21 protein-coding genes, 1 tRNA gene and 1 pseudogene are annotated in these 18,920 nt (G+C 56.0%); 15 read left to right on the forward strand and 8 right to left on the reverse strand.

The annotated features are described in order from the left end of the window. Window position 1: 1 nt before the first annotated feature. Window positions 2-136, forward strand: a complete 135-nt coding sequence (locus tag SCD_RS16960; RefSeq protein ID WP_269763882.1) for a hypothetical protein — start codon at window positions 2-4, stop codon at window positions 134-136. A gap of 36 nt (window positions 137-172) precedes the next feature. Here the strand turns inward: SCD_RS16960 and SCD_RS17095 are convergent. After that, window positions 173-352, reverse strand: a pseudogene (locus SCD_RS17095) (hypothetical protein); the annotation flags it as partial. A 217-nt stretch (window positions 353-569) separates the two neighbouring features. Here SCD_RS17095 and folE point away from each other — a divergent pair. Further along, complete coding sequence (gene folE, locus SCD_RS02590) at window positions 570-1,208, forward strand: GTP cyclohydrolase I FolE (protein WP_021035758.1); 639 nt, start codon at window positions 570-572, stop codon at window positions 1,206-1,208. Window positions 1,209-1,308: 100 nt separating this feature from the next. Next, the gene (locus SCD_RS02595) at window positions 1,309-1,734 is read left to right on the forward strand and encodes a retropepsin-like aspartic protease family protein (RefSeq protein WP_232504426.1); all 426 of its coding nucleotides are present in this window, start codon (window positions 1,309-1,311) and stop codon (window positions 1,732-1,734) included. Between the two features lie 40 nt (window positions 1,735-1,774). On the opposite strand, the gene SCD_RS02600 is transcribed toward SCD_RS02595, so the two are convergent. After that, on the reverse strand, window positions 1,775-2,116 hold the full coding sequence (locus SCD_RS02600) for a PsiF family protein (protein ID WP_009206680.1): 342 nt from the start codon (window positions 2,114-2,116) through the stop codon (window positions 1,775-1,777). A 225-nt stretch (window positions 2,117-2,341) separates the two neighbouring features. On the opposite strand from SCD_RS02600, the gene SCD_RS02605 reads away from it, so the two are divergent. The 5 genes from SCD_RS02605 to SCD_RS02625 are packed head-to-tail and all read left to right on the forward strand — an operon-like array spanning window position 2,342 to window position 4,656. Then, on the forward strand, window positions 2,342-2,929 hold the full coding sequence (locus SCD_RS02605) for a TetR/AcrR family transcriptional regulator (protein WP_232504427.1): 588 nt from the start codon (window positions 2,342-2,344) through the stop codon (window positions 2,927-2,929). Between the two features lie 57 nt (window positions 2,930-2,986). Further along, the gene (locus SCD_RS02610) at window positions 2,987-3,520 is read left to right on the forward strand and encodes a carboxymuconolactone decarboxylase family protein (RefSeq protein ID WP_009206678.1); all 534 of its coding nucleotides are present in this window, start codon (window positions 2,987-2,989) and stop codon (window positions 3,518-3,520) included. Between the two features lie 11 nt (window positions 3,521-3,531). Next, window positions 3,532-3,759: a hypothetical protein gene (locus tag SCD_RS02615; protein WP_009206677.1), complete on the forward strand. Its 228-nt coding sequence runs from the start codon at window positions 3,532-3,534 to the stop codon at window positions 3,757-3,759. A 53-nt stretch (window positions 3,760-3,812) separates the two neighbouring features. Beyond that, on the forward strand, window positions 3,813-4,040 hold the full coding sequence (locus SCD_RS02620) for a sulfurtransferase TusA family protein (RefSeq protein ID WP_009206676.1): 228 nt from the start codon (window positions 3,813-3,815) through the stop codon (window positions 4,038-4,040). A 10-nt stretch (window positions 4,041-4,050) separates the two neighbouring features. After that, the gene (locus SCD_RS02625) at window positions 4,051-4,656 is read left to right on the forward strand and encodes a nitroreductase family protein (RefSeq protein ID WP_009206675.1); all 606 of its coding nucleotides are present in this window, start codon (window positions 4,051-4,053) and stop codon (window positions 4,654-4,656) included. Here SCD_RS02625 and trmB read toward each other — a convergent pair. From trmB to SCD_RS02645, 4 genes are all read right to left on the reverse strand, one after another. Further along, the gene (trmB, locus tag SCD_RS02630; protein WP_021035759.1) at window positions 4,653-5,345 is read right to left on the reverse strand and encodes a tRNA (guanosine(46)-N7)-methyltransferase TrmB; all 693 of its coding nucleotides are present in this window, start codon (window positions 5,343-5,345) and stop codon (window positions 4,653-4,655) included. The two genes, SCD_RS02625 and trmB, sit on opposite strands and share 4 nt — an antisense overlap. A gap of 35 nt (window positions 5,346-5,380) precedes the next feature. Further along, window positions 5,381-6,163 carry a thiazole synthase gene (locus SCD_RS02635; protein WP_009206673.1) on the reverse strand — a complete coding sequence of 261 codons (783 nt, stop codon included), beginning with the start codon at window positions 6,161-6,163 and terminating at the stop codon, window positions 5,381-5,383. Window positions 6,164-6,206: 43 nt separating this feature from the next. Then, entirely contained in the window at window positions 6,207-6,407 is a 201-nt protein-coding gene (thiS, locus tag SCD_RS02640) for a sulfur carrier protein ThiS (protein WP_009206672.1), read from the reverse strand. Between the two features lie 113 nt (window positions 6,408-6,520). Next, the gene (locus tag SCD_RS02645; RefSeq protein ID WP_009206671.1) at window positions 6,521-7,255 is read right to left on the reverse strand and encodes a flagellar brake protein; all 735 of its coding nucleotides are present in this window, start codon (window positions 7,253-7,255) and stop codon (window positions 6,521-6,523) included. A 417-nt stretch (window positions 7,256-7,672) separates the two neighbouring features. Between SCD_RS02645 and SCD_RS02650 the strand changes: the two genes are divergently transcribed. From SCD_RS02650 to SCD_RS02680, 7 genes are all read left to right on the forward strand, one after another. Then, window positions 7,673-7,746, forward strand: a tRNA-Gly gene (locus SCD_RS02650). Window positions 7,747-7,775: 29 nt separating this feature from the next. After that, window positions 7,776-9,881: an AsmA family protein gene (locus SCD_RS02655; protein ID WP_009206670.1), complete on the forward strand. Its 2,106-nt coding sequence runs from the start codon at window positions 7,776-7,778 to the stop codon at window positions 9,879-9,881. A gap of 11 nt (window positions 9,882-9,892) precedes the next feature. Further along, window positions 9,893-10,915 carry an A/G-specific adenine glycosylase gene (gene mutY, locus SCD_RS02660; RefSeq protein ID WP_009206669.1) on the forward strand — a complete coding sequence of 341 codons (1,023 nt, stop codon included), beginning with the start codon at window positions 9,893-9,895 and terminating at the stop codon, window positions 10,913-10,915. Window positions 10,916-11,019: 104 nt separating this feature from the next. Next, window positions 11,020-13,710 (forward strand): cation-transporting P-type ATPase, encoded by a 2,691-nt coding sequence (locus SCD_RS02665; protein WP_009206668.1) that lies wholly within the window; start codon window positions 11,020-11,022, stop codon window positions 13,708-13,710. A gap of 9 nt (window positions 13,711-13,719) precedes the next feature. Next, window positions 13,720-14,484, forward strand: coding sequence for a TatD family hydrolase (locus tag SCD_RS02670; RefSeq protein ID WP_009206667.1), 765 nt, complete (start codon window positions 13,720-13,722; stop codon window positions 14,482-14,484). Then, a complete protein-coding gene (locus tag SCD_RS02675; protein WP_021035760.1) occupies window positions 14,481-15,362 on the forward strand; it encodes a cation diffusion facilitator family transporter in 882 nt (293 codons plus the stop codon). Before SCD_RS02670 ends, SCD_RS02675 begins: the two co-directional genes overlap by 4 nt. A 9-nt stretch (window positions 15,363-15,371) precedes the next feature. Then, entirely contained in the window at window positions 15,372-16,133 is a 762-nt protein-coding gene (locus SCD_RS02680) for a tRNA threonylcarbamoyladenosine dehydratase (RefSeq protein WP_009206665.1), read from the forward strand. Between the two features lie 33 nt (window positions 16,134-16,166). Here SCD_RS02680 and SCD_RS02685 read toward each other — a convergent pair whose 3' ends face one another. Continuing rightward, entirely contained in the window at window positions 16,167-17,063 is an 897-nt protein-coding gene (locus tag SCD_RS02685; RefSeq protein ID WP_009206664.1) for a DMT family transporter, read from the reverse strand. Between the two features lie 303 nt (window positions 17,064-17,366). After that, window positions 17,367-18,557, reverse strand: coding sequence for a hypothetical protein (locus SCD_RS02690; RefSeq protein ID WP_009206663.1), 1,191 nt, complete (start codon window positions 18,555-18,557; stop codon window positions 17,367-17,369). Window positions 18,558-18,920 lie beyond the last annotated feature (363 nt).

Genomic DNA, 18,920 nt, shown 5'->3' on the forward strand with positions numbered 1-18,920 from the left:
GATGGCGTGGAGGATGCTTTCTATCGAGGGGCGCGGGGCGTTGCGGGTCGGTCAGGGCGGCACGGAATTGCGCACCCATTTCCGCGTTGCTCATAGTGTCGCGTTCGATCAGCGGCCGTACCGCTGCCAGCCGTAGCGGTGCAAAGTCCTTTTCCGTGACGTGGGCAAGGTCGGCGCCCGAGCCTTTGACGTAAAGGATGTCTTCGCCGTTTTCCTGCAATTTGACCGAAGTGTTGCCGCCGCCATACATCACCAGCGCCTTCTCGCCGCCGAGCAGGCGTGAAGTATAAGTGCGCAGGGCAAGGTCATTTTTGAAACCGGCGGCTTCCCCATCGTTCCACAGACTTTTCATGTAAGTATTATACTGACTACCTGAATTCTTGATTACAAATACCCGACCGGGCCTGCCTCATGAATGTAGCCCTCACTCTAACCCTCTCCCTGCACCCGCAAGGAGTGTCCCCGCCGGGTTCCCGCTGCTGCGCAGCGACCACGGCGAGACGGGCGAGGGGGCGAACGTGAAGGGCGCTTGTTATGATCGGCGGGATTGCAAACCAGGAGATGCACCAATGTCTGACTGTTGTGACCACGACCACTCTGCGCCGCTACCTGGCGGATTGGGGATACCCCGTATTGGCACGTTCGATGCCGTTGCCTTTGAACAAGCCATTACCGATCTGCTGCGCGCCTGTGGCGTCTCACCGGATAGCACGCATACCGGCAGGACCGCGCGCCGCGTGCGCGAGCTGTGGGAAAAGCGCCTGCTTGGTGGCTACGACATGGACCCTGCAGAAGTGCTGGGCGAAGGCTTCGTCGATCTGCGCGAGGACATGGTAGTGATCCGCGGCATCGCGGTACATGGCGTCTGCCCGCACCACCTCGTGCCGTTTCGCGGTATCGCCCACGTCGCCTACATTCCTGGCGGCAGGCTGCATGGCTTTGGCCGCATCGCCCGGCTGGTGGACGCGATAGGCCATCGATTCACCTATCAGGAGTGGATGACGCGCGATGTCGCCGAAGCGCTGGTAACGCACGGCAAGGCCAAAGGCGCTGCCTGTGTGATCGAGGCGGAGCAGCTTTGTCTGCTGCTGGGCGAGGACCGGCGCGGCGACGAACGAGTCTATACCCAGGCCTTTGCTGGTTGTTTCAATGATAACGATCAGTTCCGCCAGGAATTTCTGCGCTCCATTAGCGGACGCATGCCATAAAAATAGGATGAATACGGGACGCTTTCCTTGGGGGCACATTACGGCACTGGTCTTGTGGCTCATTCTTTTTGGGGCCATGTATTTGTTCCTGGATGCCAAAATGCAGCCTCAGGTCGCTACCGTGACAGGCCTGGACATGGCGCGAGGCGAAGTCATAATCCAGCGCTCGCGCGATGGTCACTACTATGTGGGTGGATCCATCAACGGGCGGCCCCTTACGTTCATGGTTGATACCGGCGCGAGCACCGTGGTTGTCAGTGCCGATCTGGCAGCCAAAATCGGCTTGGCCAGAGGGGTGCCAACGCCATTCAAAACAGCCGGGGGCATGGTATTGGGAGAGATGATGTCAGACCAGACAATAGAAGCTGGAGGAATACAGCTTAAGGGCTTGCGTGTTGGTGTAGTGATGCAGATGGACCAGAGAGACTATGCCCTGCTTGGCCAGAATTTCTTGCGGTATATCGACGTGATCCAGTCTGGCGACCAGATGGTTCTCAAGATAAAGAGCGCATCGGAAATAAATTAAAAAACCCGCCGCGGCGGGTTTTTTGTTCTGCTTGAAACATTTACTTCATATTTTCCGGGCCTTTGGCCTTCAGGCAGTCACTCATGAATTTCTTGCGCTCGTCGCCTTTCAGACTTTTTTCGCCGGCCGCCTTGTTGCAGGTGGCCATGGGCGTCAGCTTTTCTTTCGGTGCAGAGGTTTCTTTTGCAGTATCAGGCGCTTTGGCCTTCAGGCAATCACTCATGAACTTCTTGCGTTCGTCGCCTTTCAGCGCTTTCTCGCCGGCTTCCTTGTTGCAGGCGCCCATCTTGCTCTGCTGCGCGGTCGGCGCTTTTCCATCGGCGGCAAAGGCGGGGGAAGCGAAACCGACAGCCAGGCACAGTGCGATCAACAGTTTTTTCATGGCGACTCCTTTGGGTAGATTGGAATAGTGGCCGCAATTTTTTTTGCGGCACCTGAGGATTATAGCGTGAGCCTTTTAGTTCGATAAGTTGAACCGCTGCAATTTTTTGTGGAACCGGGGTGTCTGAATATTTCCGTAACAAAATACTTGACACATACATACCGGTTGGTATGTAATGAATCCATGGATAGCAAACAACCAGATATAACCCGGGAAAAATTATTGATGTCCGCTTTCTGCGAAATCCATCGTCAGGGTTTTCAGGCGGCGAGCATCTCCAATATTCTGCAGGACACCGGGCTGACCAAGGGCGCCTTGTACCACCATTTCCCTACCAAGCAGGCGCTGGGGCTGGCGGTGATCGACGAGGTGATCAAGGGGCGTCTGGAAGGGCTTATTTTCAAACGCTTGCGTGAGAGCGAGCAGCCTGTCGAAACGTTGCTGGATATTATCGCCACTATCGACAAAAAAGTGCCGTCTGATTTCGTCATGCTGGGTTGTCCGCTGAATAACCTGATGCAGGAAATGAGCGCGCTGGATGAGCTTTTTCAGCAGCAGCTCAGCGGTGTGCTGGGGATCTGGCAAAAGACGGTAGAAGATGCTCTCAAACGAGGGCAAATGCAGGGCGAGATTCGGGCGGACGTGAACTACAAGGCGGCGGCGCTGTTCATCGTTTCTGCCTGGGAAGGCTGTATCGGCGTGGCGAAGAATATGCAGTCGCCCAAAGCTTTCAGTATCTGCATGCAGCAGCTGCATGGCTATGTGCAGGGATTGATGCCGGCCAAGGTTGAGAAAGGTCGGAAAAAGAAATAACAAAGGTGTTTTTTTAACGGACAACATACCGGACGGTCGGTATCTAAAGGAGGAATCATGAGCATTATTTCTACAGTTGCGCCAGAGCATACAGAGGGAAAAGTGGCTGAACTTTACGGGCAAATCCAGCAGATGATGGGGCGGGTGCCGAATGCGTTTCAGATGTACAGCTCCAGTCCGGCCTTGCTGGAGCAGCAGATACAACACATTTCCTACTTCATGCAACACCCCACCTTGAGCTTTCCGTTGCTTGCCATGGTGCGCATGCTGGTATCGCAGAATAACGATTGCCAGTACTGCATCGGCTTGAATGAAGGCATGCTGATACAGAGGGTGGGTCTGACCGTGGAACAAGTGGCAGCAATCCGACGTGATCCGGCGAATGCGCCTTTGCCAGATAAAGACAAGGCCATGCTGTTACTTGTGCTGAAGGCAACCAAAACACCCAAGTCGGTTGATAAATCCGATCTGGACCAATTACGCGCATTGGGCTGGAGTGATGGCGACATCATGGACGCGGTGTATCACGGCGCGCGCAATGTGGCGGTGGATATCGTATTCAACGCCTTCAAGATTGACAACGATTTTTAAAGGAGATTGCCATGAATCTAAGCGATGTATTGGTGCATATCAATGAAGAGCTTAGTGCGGAACAAAGAAATGCACTGGAGGAAGATATGCGTGGGCTTTCCGGCGTTGTCGCGCCGCGCTTTAACCCGGGCCAGGATCATCTGATGCTGGTCGCATTCGATTCCGACAAAGTGACTCACGCCTCTCTTCTGGGAAGAGTGCAGGCGCACGGCTACCGGGCGCAATTGATCGGTGCGTAGTCTCTTTCATACATACCTCAAGATGAAGTCGATTTGATTTTAAGGAGAATGCCATGAATTACGATAAAGAACTCGATGCACGTGGCCTGAATTGTCCTCTTCCGATTTTGCGTACCAAGAAAGCGCTGGCTGAAATCAGCGCTGGACAGGTTTTGAAGGTGGCAGCCACCGATCCCGGCTCGGTAAAGGATATGCAGGCATTTGCCAAGCAAACAGGTAACGAACTGGTGTCCACGTCGGAAGCAGGCGGGGCGTTCGAATTTTATTTGCGCAAGCATTAGGAGAAGCTGTATGGAAGTGGTAAACGCAATCGAACAGCGCCGCTCGGTGAAAGCATTTGATCCAAACCATAGCATGAGCAAAGCTGAAATCGACAAGTTGCTGTCGCTGGCAATATTGTCACCCACGGCATTCAATATCCAGAACTGGCGATTCGTGGTGCCGAGCGACCCGGCGTTGCGCAAGGAAATACGGCAGGCGGCGTGGGATCAGGCGCAGGTCACCGATGCTTCGCTGCTGGTCGTGCTGTGCGCAGACCTCAAGGCGTGGGATAAGGAGCCAGGGCGGTACTGGGTGAATGCCCCGCAACCGGTGCAGGATTTCATGGTGCCCGCTATCGGCCAATATTATGCCGGAAAAGATCAGGTGCAACGCGATGAGGCCATGCGCTCATGCGGGATCGCGGCCATGACGCTGATGCTGGCAGCGAAGGAAATGGGCTACGGTTCCTGCCCGATGGACGGCTTCGACTTCGAAGCCGTGGGCAAACTCATCAACTTGCCGCAGGATCATGTGATCGCCATGTTCGTCGCCATCGGCAAGGGGGTTCAGGAGCCGTGGCCACGCGGCGGGCAGCTACCGATAGGTGAGGTGGTGATACAGAATCAGTTCGGCTAGATTTTTCTGAACACGATATCCCATACTCCGTGGCCGAGTTTGATACCGCGCTGCTCGAATTTGGTCAGAGGCCGATAGTCTGGCTTGGGAGCGTAACCGGCGGCAGTGTTGGTCAGTCTGGATTCGGCAGCGAGTACGGCAAGGATGTGCTCGGCGTATTCCTGCCAGTCGGTAGCGGCGTGCAGATAGCTGCCGGGCTTGAGCTTTTCGCACAGCAGCGCGACCAGTTCCGGCTGGATCAGGCGGCGCTTGTGGTGTTTGGTCTTGTGCCAGGGATCGGGGAAGAAAATGTGTACGCCATCGAGACTGGCCGGCGCGATCATGTGCTTGAGCACTTCCACCGCGTCGTGCTGGATCACTCGCAGGTTGGTCAGGCTTAGTGCTTCGATCTGGTTCAGCAGGCTGCCGACACCGGGGCCGTGAACTTCGATGCCGAGATAGTCATTCTGAGGATGGGCGGACGCGATGGTTGCGGTGGAATCTCCCATGCCGAAGCCGATTTCGAGAATTTTCGGCGCCGTCCTGCCAAAGGCTGTATCAAGATCAAGCCGTGTTTCCTGGTAAGCGATCCCCCAGCGTGGCATCAGGGTATCCAGTGCCCGGGTCTGGGCATTGGACATGCGGCCCTGGCGCAGGACGAAGCTGCGGATCGGGCGGTGCCTGGTTGTTGCGTCGTCAGTGTCGTTCATATGAGCTGGGTGTGCCAAGCACCCCTTTGGTTTGATTACTTGCCTATCATGCCGGTAGTGGGCGAACTCGGGCTGGCGGAGTAGAGCTTCTTCGGCATGCGGCCGGCGAGAAAAGCTTCGCGTCCGGCCTGTACCGCCTTTTTCATGGCCGAGGCCATTAGTACCGGGTTGCCGGCACCGGCGATGGCGGTATTCATCAGCACGCCGTCGCAACCCAGCTCCATGGCAATGGCCGCATCTGAGGCCGTGCCCACGCCAGCATCGACAATCACCGGCACCTTGGCGTTGTCAATGATGATTTGCAGGTTCCATGGATTCAGGATACCCATGCCGGAGCCGATCAGCGAGGCCAGCGGCATCACCGCGACGCAGCCGATTTCTTCAAGCTGCTTGGCGATGATCGGGTCGTCTGAAGTGTAGACCATTACCTTGAAGCCATCCTTGACCAGGACTTCCGCCGCCTTGATGGTTTCCACAACATTCGGATAGAGCGTTTTTGGGTCGCCTAGCACTTCGAGCTTGACCAGATCGTGGCCGTCCAGCAGTTCGCGCGCCAGGCGCAGGGTGCGAATGGCATCGTCGGCGCTATAGCAGCCGGCGGTGTTTGGCAGGTAGGTGTATTGCGAGGGCGGAACTGCATCGAGCAGACTGGGCTCGCCAGCATTCTGGCCGATGTTGGTGCGGCGGATTGCTACCGTTACTATCTGCGCGCCGCTTTCTTCGACAGCACGGCGAGTTTCGTCGAAATCTTTGTATTTGCCGGTGCCGATCAGCAGGCGTGAAGAATAGGCCTTGCCAGCGATGATTAGTTCATCCATCTTGATTCCCTCAAAATTATTGCAACAGAGCCTGGATAATGAATTATCCGCCACCAACCGCGACGACGATTTCCAGTTGGTCCCCATCAGTCAGCACGGTCTCGCCGAACTGGCTGCGCGGAACGATTTCGCCGTTCCTTTCCACCGCCAGGCGTTTTCCGGTGAGGTTCAGGGTTTCCAGCAACTGGGAGAGGTTCGGATTCTGCTCAAAGGAGTGAGGTGTGCCGTTGACCGTTAGCTGCATCGCCTTCAATATTGCCGTGAGAAAAGTGGGATTGCATTCTACCATGCAGGCGCAGCGCTATGGTAGAACGAAAGCCTCTAGGTTGGCCGAAGCCAGAGGGGGAAGCCGTGTCGTCAGGTGCGAGCCTGAGGTGCGCGCATAGCGAGTTCGAGTTTGGTCACGTAGCGCTGCAACAGTGACTGCTCCTGTTGCGGAAGATCGATGAACTGGCAGCCGTAACGCCTGGCGTGATTGCCGTTCCTGAGCGTGATGTCGGCTGAACTGCAGATACGGATGTCGGATGTCAGTTCGCCGAATCCAGGCAAGTCGATGTGGCAACCTCCAAACAGGGCGCCTTCCTTGAGCGATGGGGAAGAGACTTTTGTCAACATGCCGATGCCGCCCACGCTGATGTCAGAAAGCGGGTTGCGGGTGATCTCGCCATTGTTGAGCGCGATTTCGCATAGAACCGGTTTACCAATGGGGGTCGGCACCCGGAAGAGTTCGCGACGCTGAGGCCAGCGTATGGCTGAAGGAATCGGAATGGAAAACGCGGCTGCGCCTTCGAAGAGGCAGTGCTCGATTTGTGAGGAAACAAAGCTCACCGGTACGCCGGCATATACCGAGCTGAAATGTAGCCGGGAACAGGCCAGGATACGCTGGGATATCGCTTCGTCGGAGACGTCATCCAGGATCACCGTATCTTTTCCAACCTCCAGCAGGCAGGTGGAAAATATATGGTAGCTGTTGTCAAAGTGGCCCGTCATATGGCTGCGTTTTTTTTGCAGCTTGTTTAATAATGCCCGGATATCCGCTTCATTGTTCAGCAGAAAGCGACTCTCTTGTTTGTCATCGAGTTGTTCAGTCACGTTCTCACTCCATCCCTGTGGGTGTTGTGGGGCGTCTTAAATAATGCACCCTGATTTTTTATGTGTTGAGATTATATCAACCTGATGAAAATGAAAAGATTAAAATTTCATTTTGCTATTTCGGCCTCCTGAATTAACAGTGCCTATAGATCATCACATTTGTAAAGCATGGCCTGAATTGAGCCTATGATAAATACTAAGCAATAATTATACCCAATATGGACTGGCTATATTTATCATTACGTTGCGATTTTTTATCAGACAAACCCTAATGAAAAGTGTAAAAAAAATCGACATTTTCGACCTGTTTCTGGTTGTTCAGCGCGAGTGCCTTCGAAGGTGGGTACGGCAACAAGGGGCTCACCTGCGGGCTAGCAGTTGAGTAATGAGCCGAACCATCGTAAAATCTGCCCTCTTGCGGGTGTAGTTCAATGGCAGAACGGCAGCTTCCCAAGCTGCATACGAGGGTTCGATTCCCTTCACCCGCTCCAGTCTTCATTCCCACCTCAGGATGATGCCAATGAACAAAACCCTGAAATACGGATTGATTTTCGTCGGCGCCTTACTGGTCGTATTCCTTGCCCTTATCGCACTGGTCGCCGCCACCTTCAACCCGAACGATTACAAGCCGTTGATCGTCAAGCTGGTGCAGGAGAAAAAACAGCGCACACTGAAGCTCGAAGGTGACATCAAGCTGACTTTTTTCCCCCGTATCGGCGCCGATCTCGGCAAGCTTTCCTTAAGCGATCACGGTAGCGACAAGGAGTTCGCTGCCATCGACAGCGCTCGAGTTTCCCTCGCGCTGTTGCCGCTACTGAAGAAGCAACTGGTCGTTGATCGTATCCGGATAGATGGCGTCCGGGCCAGGCTGGTGCGCTACCCTGATGGCAGTACCAGCATTGACGACCTGTTGAAGAAGGAGGAGGAAGAATCGGAGCAGTTCAAGTTCGACATCAAAGGCGTCAGCATCACCCGTGCAGCATTTTCTTTCGATGACCGGATGGCCGAACGGAAGCTGGATATTTCCGGCCTGGAATTTGAATCCGGACGGCTGGCCAACAACCAGCCCGGCAAGATCGACCTCAAATTTACCTTGCAGGGCGACAAGCCGAAGATCAATGCTCAGGTGGCGCTGGCTAGCGGCCTGCTGTTCGATATCGAGGCCAAGGCCGTCACCCTGGATGGGCTGACGGTTTCCCTGGCTGGCAAGCGTGGTGACGGTGGCATGGAGATTAGCCTGACCTCGCCGAAATTCGAATTGGGGCCTGAGCGTGTTGCCGGCAAGCTTGATCTGACCGCAAAGATGACGCAGGCCAAGGGCAATCTGAATCTGGCACTGAGTGTCCCTGCGCTGACCGGCAAAGGTAACGTTTTTAGAGCCGAAACCTTCACCTTGGACGTCAACGGACAGCAAGGCGAGAACATCATCAAGAGCCGGCTCGCCAGCCCATTCAGCGCCAACCTGGATACGCACCAGTTCAGTCTGGACAAACTCGTGGCCAGCTTTGATCTCAGCGGCCCGGCCATGGCTAAAGCGCTTGACGTGAATCTGGGTGGCGTAGCCAGGATCGATCTGGACAAGCAGGATGCGCATCTGGACCTGTCCGGCAGACTCGACGAAAGCAAACTCAAGGCCAAGCTCGGCATCAGCCATTTCGATGCGCCGGCCTATGATTTCGATATTGTTATCGACCAGCTCGACATCGACCGCTATTTGCCGCCGGGCAGACCAGAAGACAAGGCCAGGCAACCTGAGAAGCCGCTTGATTTCAGCTTCCTGAAAAATCTCAACGCCAATGGCCGGCTCAGCATCGGCGCGCTCAAGGTCGCCAACATCAAGTCCTCCAACATCAAGCTCAACGTCAAGGCGGATGGCGGCAATCTGAATGTTGCGCCGATTTCGGCGAATTTCTACCAGGGGACATTGAATGGCGCGATCTCCCTGCATGATGCCGGAACGCCCCGCGTGGCGCTGAAGCAGAATCTGGTCGGGGTCAGCGTTGGCCCGATGCTGAAAGACGTGGCCAATGTCGACATGCTGGAAGGGCACGGCAGCGTAGCACTCGACGTCAGCGGCCAGGGCACCACCGTCAGCGCCATGAAGAAAGCGCTGCAGGGCAGTGCCGCGCTCAACCTGCAAAACGGTGCGCTGAAAGGCGTCAATATCGCCGGCGCAATCCGCAACGCCAAGGCCAAGTTCGGCTCTCTTCAGGGTGAGTCCACCCAGGCCGCCAATGCTGCCGACAAGACTGATTTCTCCGAGTTGAAAGCCAGTTTTCAGATTAACAACGGCGTAGCCCACAACGAGGATCTTTCCGCCAAATCACCGTTGCTGCGCCTGGCCGGTAATGGCGATGTGAACATCGGCGAAAGCTCGATGAATTATCTCGCCAAGGCAACGGTGGTCGCTTCATTGGAGGGCCAGGGCGGCAAAGAGCTGTCCGCGCTCAAGGGCATGACCGTGCCGGTGCGCATCACCGGGCCTTTCACCGGGCTGAAATATAGTCTGGATTTCAATGCCATGGCCTCTGAGGCGGTGAAGCAGAAGGTTGAACAGAAGAAAGAAGAAATCAAATCGCGCCTTGGCGAAGAACTGAAGAGCGGTCTCAAGGGGCTGTTCAAGTAAGCCAAGAGTCCATGAAGGATTTCTCACAGCGCCTGATCGAGTGGCAGAAACATCATGGCCGGCATGGCCTGCCTTGGCAGCAGACTCGCGATCCTTACTCGGTGTGGCTGTCGGAAATCATGCTGCAGCAGACCCAGGTTAGCAGTGTCATCCCCTATTACCAGCGCTTTCTGGCGCGATTTCCCGATATTTCCACCCTCGCTGCCGCCTCTCAGGATGAGGTGCTCGCCCACTGGAGCGGGCTAGGTTATTACGCCCGCGGACGCAACCTGCACCGTGCAGCGCAGGTTGTGGTGGCGCAGCATGGCGGCATTTTTCCGTCTGATCCTGAGTGGGTCGTGGCCCTGCCCGGCATCGGTCGTTCCACCGCTGCTGCGATACTGGCTTTTTCCTTTGGCCAGCGCCGAGCCATTCTGGATGGCAACGTCAAGCGCGTGCTGGCGCGCTGTTTCGGCATCGCCGGTTATCCCGGCACCAAGGCGGTGGAGAACCGGTTGTGGCATCAGGCCGATGCACTGTTGCCCGAATCCGGCATTGAAATCTATACCCAGGCTTTGATGGATCTGGGCGCCACGGTGTGCACCCGCAAGCCTTCCTGTGACGACTGCCCTCTTGGTTCCGTCTGTGTCGCCTACAATGAAAAGCGGGTGGCAGAACTGCCGGAACCCAAACCGCGCAAGCCGATGCCGCAGAAAGAAACCGCCATGCTGGTCCTGCTGCGCCAAGGCGAGGTTTACCTGGAAAAGCGGCCGCCCACCGGCATCTGGGGCGGCATGTGGAGTTTGCCTGAGGCGCCGGTCATGGAGACGGATTCGCTAGCTCGTTTCGGTATGGCCGGCGCGGAAGTCAGCCCGCTGCCTGAACGGCAGCATAGCTTCACCCATTTTCGTCTGCGTATCGTGCCGCGGGTATTCGAGGTGACGGCGCTGCAACCCGGCTTGCGCGAGCCGGGCGGGCTGTGGCTCACGCTAGCCGATGCGATGGGGGCGGCGCTGCCCAAGCCGGTGCGGGAGATTTTGAAAGTGCTGGTTTAAGAGCCGAAAGCTTTTGAACCGCAGAGACGCCGAGTACCTGCGTGGTTTTTTCTCGGCGTCTCTGCGCCTCTGCGGTGAACCGTTTTTTTAGAGTTAAAGCATCTATGACCAAACCGACCATATCCTTGCTGGAAAAGCACTGGCATCACCTGTCGTCCAACGAGGTCGCCGAGCTGCTCGACAGTGATCTGGTGCATGGCCTGAATGACGATGAAGTACGGCGGCGGAGAGAGTCATTCGGCGCCAACCTGCTTACCCCCAAGGCGGGCAAATCGGCCTGGCTGCGTTTCCTGCTCCAGTTCCATCAGCCCCTGATCTATATCCTGCTTGCCGCCGCCTCGATTACCGCTTTTCTTCAGGAATGGGTGGATTCCGGCGTGATCTTCGGCGTGGTGCTGATCAATGCGGTGATCGGTTTCATACAGGAATCCAGGGCAGAGGACGCGATTGCAGCGCTGGCGCGGATGGCGGCGAGCGCGACCATAGCTTTGCGTGATGGCATCAAGCAACCGTTGCCCGCCGCTGAGCTGGTGCCCGGTGATATCGTGCTGCTCGCCCCCGGTGACAAGGTGCCGGCTGATCTGCGCCTGTTCCATGCGCGCGAACTGATGACTGACGAATCAGCTCTGACCGGAGAATCCCTGCCGGTGCAGAAGCATACTGCGCACATCGAGAAGGACGCGGTTCTGGCTGATCGCACCAACATGGCCTATGCCGGCACTCTGGTCACCAGAGGACATGGGGCAGGGATCGTGGTGGCGACCGGAGACATCACCGAGACTGGCCGCATTTCGCGCCTGATCGCCCATGCCACGGACTTGTCGACGCCGCTGACGCGCAAGATGAAGCATTTCAGCGCGGTCATGATGGTTGCGATTCTCGGCCTGGCGGCATTCACCTTTGTCGTCGGCACCTGGCGCGGCGAACCGCCGGTGGACATGCTGATGGCTGCGGTGGCGCTGGCCGTGGGTGCGATTCCCGAGGGTCTGCCGGCGGCAATCACCATCACCCTGGCCATCGGCGTGTCGCGCATGGCGCGGCGCCGCGCCATCATTCGCAAGCTGCCGGCGGTGGAAACGCTGGGCGGCGCGACGGTGATCTGCTCCGACAAGACCGGCACGCTCACCGAGAACCAGATGACGGTGCAGGAAATCCATGCGGGCGGCGAGATTTTTCGCGTGAGCGGCAGCGGTTATGCGGCAACGGGAGAGATCAGCTACAACGGAGAAAGAGTGGAAACGCGGGGCGTTCTGCGTGAATGCCTGCTCGCCGGGGTGCTGTGCAACGATGCGGCACTGGTTGAGCGCGATGGCCGCCGCGAGGTTGCCGGCGATCCGACCGAAGGCGCCTTGCTGGTGGCGGCTGAAAAGGGCGGTCTGGCGCTGGGCGAAATGCATGCGGATTATCCGCGCCGCGATGAGCTGCCCTTCGATTCACGCTACCAGTACATGGCGACGCTTCATGAGGTGCGGGATGGCGGGCAGGTCATCTACGTCAAGGGGGCGCTGGAAAAGATCCTTGAGCGCGCCGTTGCCATGCTCAATGCGGAGGGTAGTGAAGTTGCGCTCGACCCGGCGAAGATCGAGACTCATGCGCATGCCATGGCCTCGCGCGGGCTGCGTGTGCTGGCGCTGGCCAAGGGCGTTGCAGAAGAGGGGCAGGCGCTCAAGCATAGTCATCTCGACCGGCTGGTATTCATCGGCTTGCAGGGCATGATCGACCCGCCCCGGCCGGAGGCGATTGCGGCGGTGAAGGCGTGCCACAACGCGGGCATCGCGGTAAAGATGATTACCGGCGACCATGCCGTCACCGCTGCTGCCATCGCGGTCCATCTGGGGTTGCGTAGCCAGGAAGGCGACCCCCCCCTGACCGGCCGGCAGATCGCCGCTCTGTCCGATGACGAACTGCGCAGCGCAGTGCTGAAAACCACAGTGTTTGCCCGAGTGGAGCCGGAACAGAAGCTGCGTCTGGTCGAGGCCTTGCAAGCTGGAGGTCAGATCGTTGCGATGACCGGCGATGGCGTCAACGATGCGCCCGCCTTGAAGCAGGCGGACATCGGCATCGCCATGGGTCTCTCCGGCACCGAGGTGGCAAAAGAGGCCGCCGACATGCTGCTCACCGACGACAATTTCGCCTCGATCGAGGCCGCGGTGGAAGAAGGTCGCGGGGTGTTCGACAACCTTATCAAGTTCATTACCTGGACCCTGCCGACCAATTTCGGCGAGGGCCTGGTCATCCTGACCGCGATCGTTTTCGGCGCCACCCTGCCGATCACCCCGCTGCAAATTTTGTGGATCAACATGACCACTGCTGGTGTGCTGGGCCTGATGCTGGCCTTCGAGCCCATCGACAAAAACATCATGCAGCGCCCGCCGCGCCATCCGGCGGCGCCGATCCTGACCACCGAATTGATGTGGCGAATTTTACTGGTCAGCCTGATGCTGTTGGGCGGAGCTTACGGCCTGTTCCTGTGGGAACTTGAAACCGGTGAAAGCCTGGAGCAGGCCCGCACCGTAGCAGTGAACGTGTTCGTGATGGGCGAGCTGTTCTACCTGTTCAACTGCCGCTCGATGACTCACTCGCCCTTCCATGTCGGCTTTTTTTCCAATCCTTTGCTGTGGTTCGGCGTGATTGGCATGATCGCGTTGCAGCTATTTTTTACCTATGCGTCGGTGATGAACCATTTGTTCGCCAGCGCGCCGATCGGCCTGGACGATTGGGTGCGGATCGTGGCGGTCGGGCTGATTATCTATTTCGTCATCGAGGCAGAGAAAGCCTGGCGTCGTAGAGGTTAGAATAGAGCCATGCTGATCGATACCCACTGCCATCTTGATGCCGCCGAATTCGACGCCGACCGCGACCAGGTGGCTGTGCGTGCCCGCGCAACAGGGGTCGAGGCAATCGTGGTTCCTGGCGTGGAGCGAGTTGGTTTTGATAACTTGCTGGCGACATGTGCGCGCTATCCCGGCTGCGTCCCGGCGCTGGGCATACATCCGATGTACGTGGATAGCGCGCAGCCCGAAGATCTGACGGCGCTGCGCGAGATGATCGTTATGCACCACCCGGTTGCTATCGGTGAAATCGGCCTGGATTTTTTTGTCCCGGATTACGACCGCGAGCGCCAGGAATTCTATTTTTCCGAGCAGCTGAAAATCGCCCGGGAATTCGATCTGCCGGTGCTGCTGCACATCCGCCGGGCGCAGGATACGGTGCTGAAATTTCTGCGCCTTGCCAAGGTGAAAGGTGGCATTGCCCATGCCTTCAACGGCAGCCGCCAGCAGGCGGAAGAATTCATCAAACTGGGCTTCAAGCTCGGCTTCGGCGGTGCCATGACTTACGACCGTGCCACCAAGCTGCGCGAGCTTGCCGCCACCCTGCCGCTGGACAGCATCGTGCTCGAAACCGATGCGCCAGACATTCCACCAGCGTTCATCGGCAAGGCGCGCAATAGCCCAGAATATTTGCCGCGCATCGCCGAGACTCTGGCTGAATTGCGCGGGATGAGCGTTGCCGAGGTAGTGGAGGCGACTACGGCCAATGCCAAGGCAATCCTGAAAGGTCTGGCGTGAGGAAAGAAGCCACCCTGCGCATGGCGTATCTGTCGATCGCAACCTCGATCGCGACGATGGGACTGAAATTCGGAGCCTGGTATCTCACCGATTCGGTTAGCCTGCTCTCCGATGCCGTCGAATCACTGGTCAACCTCGCTGCCGGCCTGATTGCCCTGGCGGCGCTGATTATTGCTTCACGTCCCGCAGATGTCGATCATGCCTACGGTCACGACAAGGCAGAATACTTTTCCAGCGGTGCCGAAGGCGCGCTGATACTGGTGGCAGCGGGATCTATCATCTATGCGGCGGTAGGTCGTTTTCTGCACCCCGCTGCATTGGAAAATCTAGGCCCTGGTCTGATCGTTTCGTTAATCGCGGCAGCGCTTAATTTTGCCACGGCACGAGCCATGCTCAAGGTGGGAACCCAGTACGACAGCATCACGCTGGAAGCGGACGCCAAACACCTGATGACCGACGTCTGGACTTCGGTGGGCGTAGTTGCAGGCCTGGGCGTGGTGATGTTTGCGCCACCCTCATGGCGGATACTCGATCCGTTGATGGCGATGGCGGTGGGGCTGAATATCATTTTTGCCGGGTTTCATCTGCTGAAGCGTTCCTGGAGCGGTCTGATGGATGCGGCCCTGCCGGTCGATGAGGTCGGGCAGATCGAGGCGGAGATCGGTAAATTATTGCCCAGTGGCACCTCCTTTCACGACCTGCGTACACGCAAATCCGGTTCGCGCCGTTTCATCGATTTTCACCTGCTGGTGCCGGGCGCAAGCACGGTTAACGAGGCACATGCTCTGTGCGACCGAATCGAGGATGCCCTCGAGCGCACCTTGCCCAATACCGCGGTGACGATACATGTCGAGCCGCTGGAAACGCATCAACAATAATGGAATCTCATGCAAAACCTGCAACCCCAATTTGAACGTACCCATATCCTGATTGGCGATGAAGGTATCGCCAGATTGGCATCCAAACATGTGTTCGTCGCCGGGCTCGGCGGCGTCGGCTCCTACTGTGCTGAAGCGCTGGCGCGCGCCGGCATCGGCCGTTTGACCCTGCTCGACCACGACGTGGTGGCGGCTTCCAATATCAATCGCCAGCTGCCTGCCTTGCTCTCCACCGTGGGCCAGTCCAAGGCGGAACTGATGGCGGCGCGCATCCGCGACATCAATCCCGAATGCCAAATTACAGTCATCCGGCAGTTCCTCAATACCGAAAACGTCAACGACCTGGTGCCGGGAGATTGCGATTACGTGGTGGATGCGATCGATTCGTTGGCGTGCAAAGTGGCGCTGGTGGCGGAAAGCCTGAAGCGTGGACTGAAGGTGGTTGCTAGCATGGGGGCAGGCAATCGCCTCGACCCGAGCAAGATCAAACTTGCCGACATCAGCCAGACCGAAATGTGTCCGCTCGCGCGCCAGATGCGGAAGCGCCTGCAGCGCCACGGCATCCGCAAGGGCCTGTTGACGGTGTTTTCCGACGAGCAGCCCAGCGCGCCGCTGCCGCCCCAGCCGGTGGAAGGGGCGGGGCGTCCGCGCGCGGTCAACGGGACTATCAGCTATATGCCGCCGTTGTTCGGCTACATGCTGGCGGGGGCGGTGATCCAGAAGCTGCTTGAGTCCGATGGTCAGGAACAAGGGGTTGCTTCAAGTCAGTAGCGCGATGCTGTGCTGTGCAAGATACGGCGTGAGTTATTTCCCTCCCGCCCATTGCCACAGATGCCCAAACCGCCCCATGCCCCAGCGGTGCAAACCCAGCCCAAGCAGGATGAATACAGCGCCGAACCAGACCTGGGGCAGTACCTCTTCGTTGTTCATGACATGGCCCAGCAACAGCGCTATAACCGGAGTGATGAGCGTGATCAGCGCCACGCGCCCCGCTTCCATGTACTTGATCATGTAGAAATACAGCATGAAGCCCAGCACCGAGCCGAACACGCCGAGGTACGCGGTGGCAATCAGTGCCCGCTGTGGCAACGCTGCGGGCACACTCCCATCCGTCCACCACCAGGCAGCAAAAAACAGCGGCAGGCCGACCGCCAGCGTCCCCATTGTCATTGCCAGCGGATGGCTGTCGTCCCCGATGCGCTTGATCCACACCAGGCCGAGCGATTGCGTCGCCACCGCACACAGCAGGGCCAGGATACCCAGCAGCGCACCCGACCCCAGTTCCAATCCACCCTGGAATACCAGCCCCAGTCCGATTAGTCCGAGCGCCATGCCGAGAATCTTGTTGGCGGTCAGCGCCTCCTCATCCAGCCACAACACGGCGCCCAGGCTGGTAATCAGCGGCGACAGCCCGAACAGCACCGAGATCAGCCCGGAAGACACGTATTGCGCCGACCAGTAGGTGAGCGACATGGCGCCGAACAGGCTCAGCCCGCTGGCCAGATAGGCCTGCCGCGCCTTGCGGTGCAGCGGGACGCGAATACGCAAGGCCGCAAGCAGGAGCACGCACAGCAGCGTGCCGATCGCCATGCGTGAAAACACCGCAAAGCTGAACCCAACCCCCAGCGCGCTCCACTTGATGGCGAGCGGCGTGGTGGACCAGATCAGGATCACTGATACGAACGCGAGCGGCAGCGACATTACGTACTCCTCAACTAAAAACAAAAAGGCCACGGAGATTGTCCGTGGCCTTTTGGAAAACTGCAGAAACTAAAACTGGTTAGCGCTGACTCTCCCTGCCACGGAACGAAGAGCACCACGCCTTATGCAGGCGGGTGGCTGGACGGACTTGGACTTGGATGAGAGAGAGGGATTTCATGATTCGATTATCGTGGGAGAGGTGGAGAAATGTCAAGCCTGAAATGACAAAGCCATGTTTCTGTTTGCATATTGAACGTTTGAGCTCACAAGCGCGACGCAAAGAGCGTCCCGTGGAGCGATTTGTTAAGGGCTATTTCTTAATAACTCTTTTACTTCATCTTCAATGAATTGATTCGGCCTCCATCCAGATATCAACTTATCTAAATAGAAAGTATCCAATGCGCCAAGCCCGATACCCACAACTGTTCCAATACCGCCAGTTACCAAAACATCAGCAATTATTCCTGCACCTGTGAATATGCCCCATCGAACACTTTTTCCAGGAAGTTTGTCTACAATGGTTTTTTTGGTTACTTCAGAGTAATAACTTTTGATCAGGTTCTGATCAGGTTCGACACCTATAATCCATTTTTTGAATTTTCGTGCATTTTTAAGAACTAGCATCAGATCATCCAGATCAATTTGTTTCTTATTTATCGCTTCCCTTAATGACCTGGCATCATTAAAAACAAAACCTTGAAAGTCTTTGAGTTTCTCAGAGCTTTTAATGCTCTTTTCTAAAAGATAATTAATCTTATGTGATATGAGGTTCGCACTTAATCCACTTGTTGCTATTTCTGAAAGGTTGTTTGAAGAGAAGTAGAGTTCACTTTCAACATCTAAAGTGTGACTTAAAATAAGGGCGGGGTTAATTGTTGAATGAGTTGGTGGTACGTATTTATGGTAAACCTGATTTAATGCTGCAAAATTAATATTTGTGGCGATTACAATTCCACTATCTGTTTGTTCTGTTTGAAATATGATGTCATCTACATTAATCTTTTCAGGAATAAGGGATCGAATGATGCTCTTGGCCGAGTAATTTATATATTCTTGATCAGCAAATGATTTTCTCGCGCCCTCTAAAATTATGTTTTCATGATTTCTAACTTTTATTAAGCCTTGTATTCTTTGTGCAGTTCTTCTTCCCTTGCCAGCTTTACCTATGACATCAATACATATTTTTCGAAGCTCGTCTTGGTATGTGTGTTGGGGTGATGAAACCTGTCCAGTATCATGATACTCAGTTCCATTTATTGTTCGTGTTAAGACGCATACATTCGTTTCCGTGTAAATAATGTTGAGCAGTTCTTCTTCAATAAGTTCAATTACACGGTCTATTCCAAAGTATGTAAACAGTTGTCTTAAAATGCTTTGATTTGCGACAACAGACGTTTCTCCATAGAACAGCATGCACTCAACCAATGCACCTATTTCCAATGGATTTGATGTGTCAGTTTTATTTTGGTTAAAAAATGTAATTGATTCGAACATTTTTGGCTCTTAACTGTTAATTTACGCGCGTTTGCGTCCGGACATTTATTTAATAATACGGACACCCATAATGCCATCGTAATTGGTTGATGTGCAATGAATTTGAAATATTTGCGTCCGTATAATAATCAATATTACTGACAACATCAGCACAGGGGCTATATGAAAGTGTGCGCGCATGTTGGGTTTTGTGCGCTTCGCGCAGGTCTTTAGATGCCGGGGGCTGCCCGGCAGCAGGTTACTTTATTTTGCTTGTCCAAAATACAAGTAATCAAACAAAAAGACACCCTGCCGCGCCGGCTCTGCGGGCTACCTTCGGTTTGACGGTCAAATTGGGCGTCTGCGCAACTCGCCCTAGCGGGG

The organism is Sulfuricella denitrificans skB26 (assembly GCF_000297055.2).
Taxonomy (GTDB): Bacteria; Pseudomonadota; Gammaproteobacteria; order Burkholderiales; family Sulfuricellaceae; genus Sulfuricella; species Sulfuricella denitrificans.

What these genes read in the sequence shown, in the direction of transcription:
- SCD_RS16960 (WP_269763882.1), top strand. Translation starts at nt 2, where the DNA reads ATGGCGTGGAGGATGCTTTCTATCGAGGGGCGCGGGGCGTTGCGGGTC.
- folE (WP_021035758.1), top strand. Translation starts at nt 570, where the DNA reads ATGTCTGACTGTTGTGACCACGACCACTCTGCGCCGCTACCTGGCGGA.
- SCD_RS02595 (WP_232504426.1), top strand. Translation starts at nt 1,309, where the DNA reads ATGCAGCCTCAGGTCGCTACCGTGACAGGCCTGGACATGGCGCGAGGC.
- SCD_RS02600 (WP_009206680.1), bottom strand. Translation starts at nt 2,116, where the DNA reads ATGAAAAAACTGTTGATCGCACTGTGCCTGGCTGTCGGTTTCGCTTCC.
- SCD_RS02605 (WP_232504427.1), top strand. Translation starts at nt 2,342, where the DNA reads ATGTCCGCTTTCTGCGAAATCCATCGTCAGGGTTTTCAGGCGGCGAGC.
- SCD_RS02610 (WP_009206678.1), top strand. Translation starts at nt 2,987, where the DNA reads ATGAGCATTATTTCTACAGTTGCGCCAGAGCATACAGAGGGAAAAGTG.
- SCD_RS02615 (WP_009206677.1), top strand. Translation starts at nt 3,532, where the DNA reads ATGAATCTAAGCGATGTATTGGTGCATATCAATGAAGAGCTTAGTGCG.
- SCD_RS02620 (WP_009206676.1), top strand. Translation starts at nt 3,813, where the DNA reads ATGAATTACGATAAAGAACTCGATGCACGTGGCCTGAATTGTCCTCTT.
- SCD_RS02625 (WP_009206675.1), top strand. Translation starts at nt 4,051, where the DNA reads ATGGAAGTGGTAAACGCAATCGAACAGCGCCGCTCGGTGAAAGCATTT.
- trmB (WP_021035759.1), bottom strand. Translation starts at nt 5,345, where the DNA reads ATGAACGACACTGACGACGCAACAACCAGGCACCGCCCGATCCGCAGC.
- SCD_RS02635 (WP_009206673.1), bottom strand. Translation starts at nt 6,163, where the DNA reads ATGGATGAACTAATCATCGCTGGCAAGGCCTATTCTTCACGCCTGCTG.
- thiS (WP_009206672.1), bottom strand. Translation starts at nt 6,407, where the DNA reads ATGCAGCTAACGGTCAACGGCACACCTCACTCCTTTGAGCAGAATCCG.
- SCD_RS02655 (WP_009206670.1), top strand. Translation starts at nt 7,776, where the DNA reads ATGAACAAAACCCTGAAATACGGATTGATTTTCGTCGGCGCCTTACTG.
- mutY (WP_009206669.1), top strand. Translation starts at nt 9,893, where the DNA reads ATGAAGGATTTCTCACAGCGCCTGATCGAGTGGCAGAAACATCATGGC.
- SCD_RS02665 (WP_009206668.1), top strand. Translation starts at nt 11,020, where the DNA reads ATGACCAAACCGACCATATCCTTGCTGGAAAAGCACTGGCATCACCTG.
- SCD_RS02670 (WP_009206667.1), top strand. Translation starts at nt 13,720, where the DNA reads ATGCTGATCGATACCCACTGCCATCTTGATGCCGCCGAATTCGACGCC.
- SCD_RS02680 (WP_009206665.1), top strand. Translation starts at nt 15,372, where the DNA reads ATGCAAAACCTGCAACCCCAATTTGAACGTACCCATATCCTGATTGGC.
- SCD_RS02685 (WP_009206664.1), bottom strand. Translation starts at nt 17,063, where the DNA reads ATGTCGCTGCCGCTCGCGTTCGTATCAGTGATCCTGATCTGGTCCACC.
- SCD_RS02690 (WP_009206663.1), bottom strand. Translation starts at nt 18,557, where the DNA reads ATGTTCGAATCAATTACATTTTTTAACCAAAATAAAACTGACACATCA.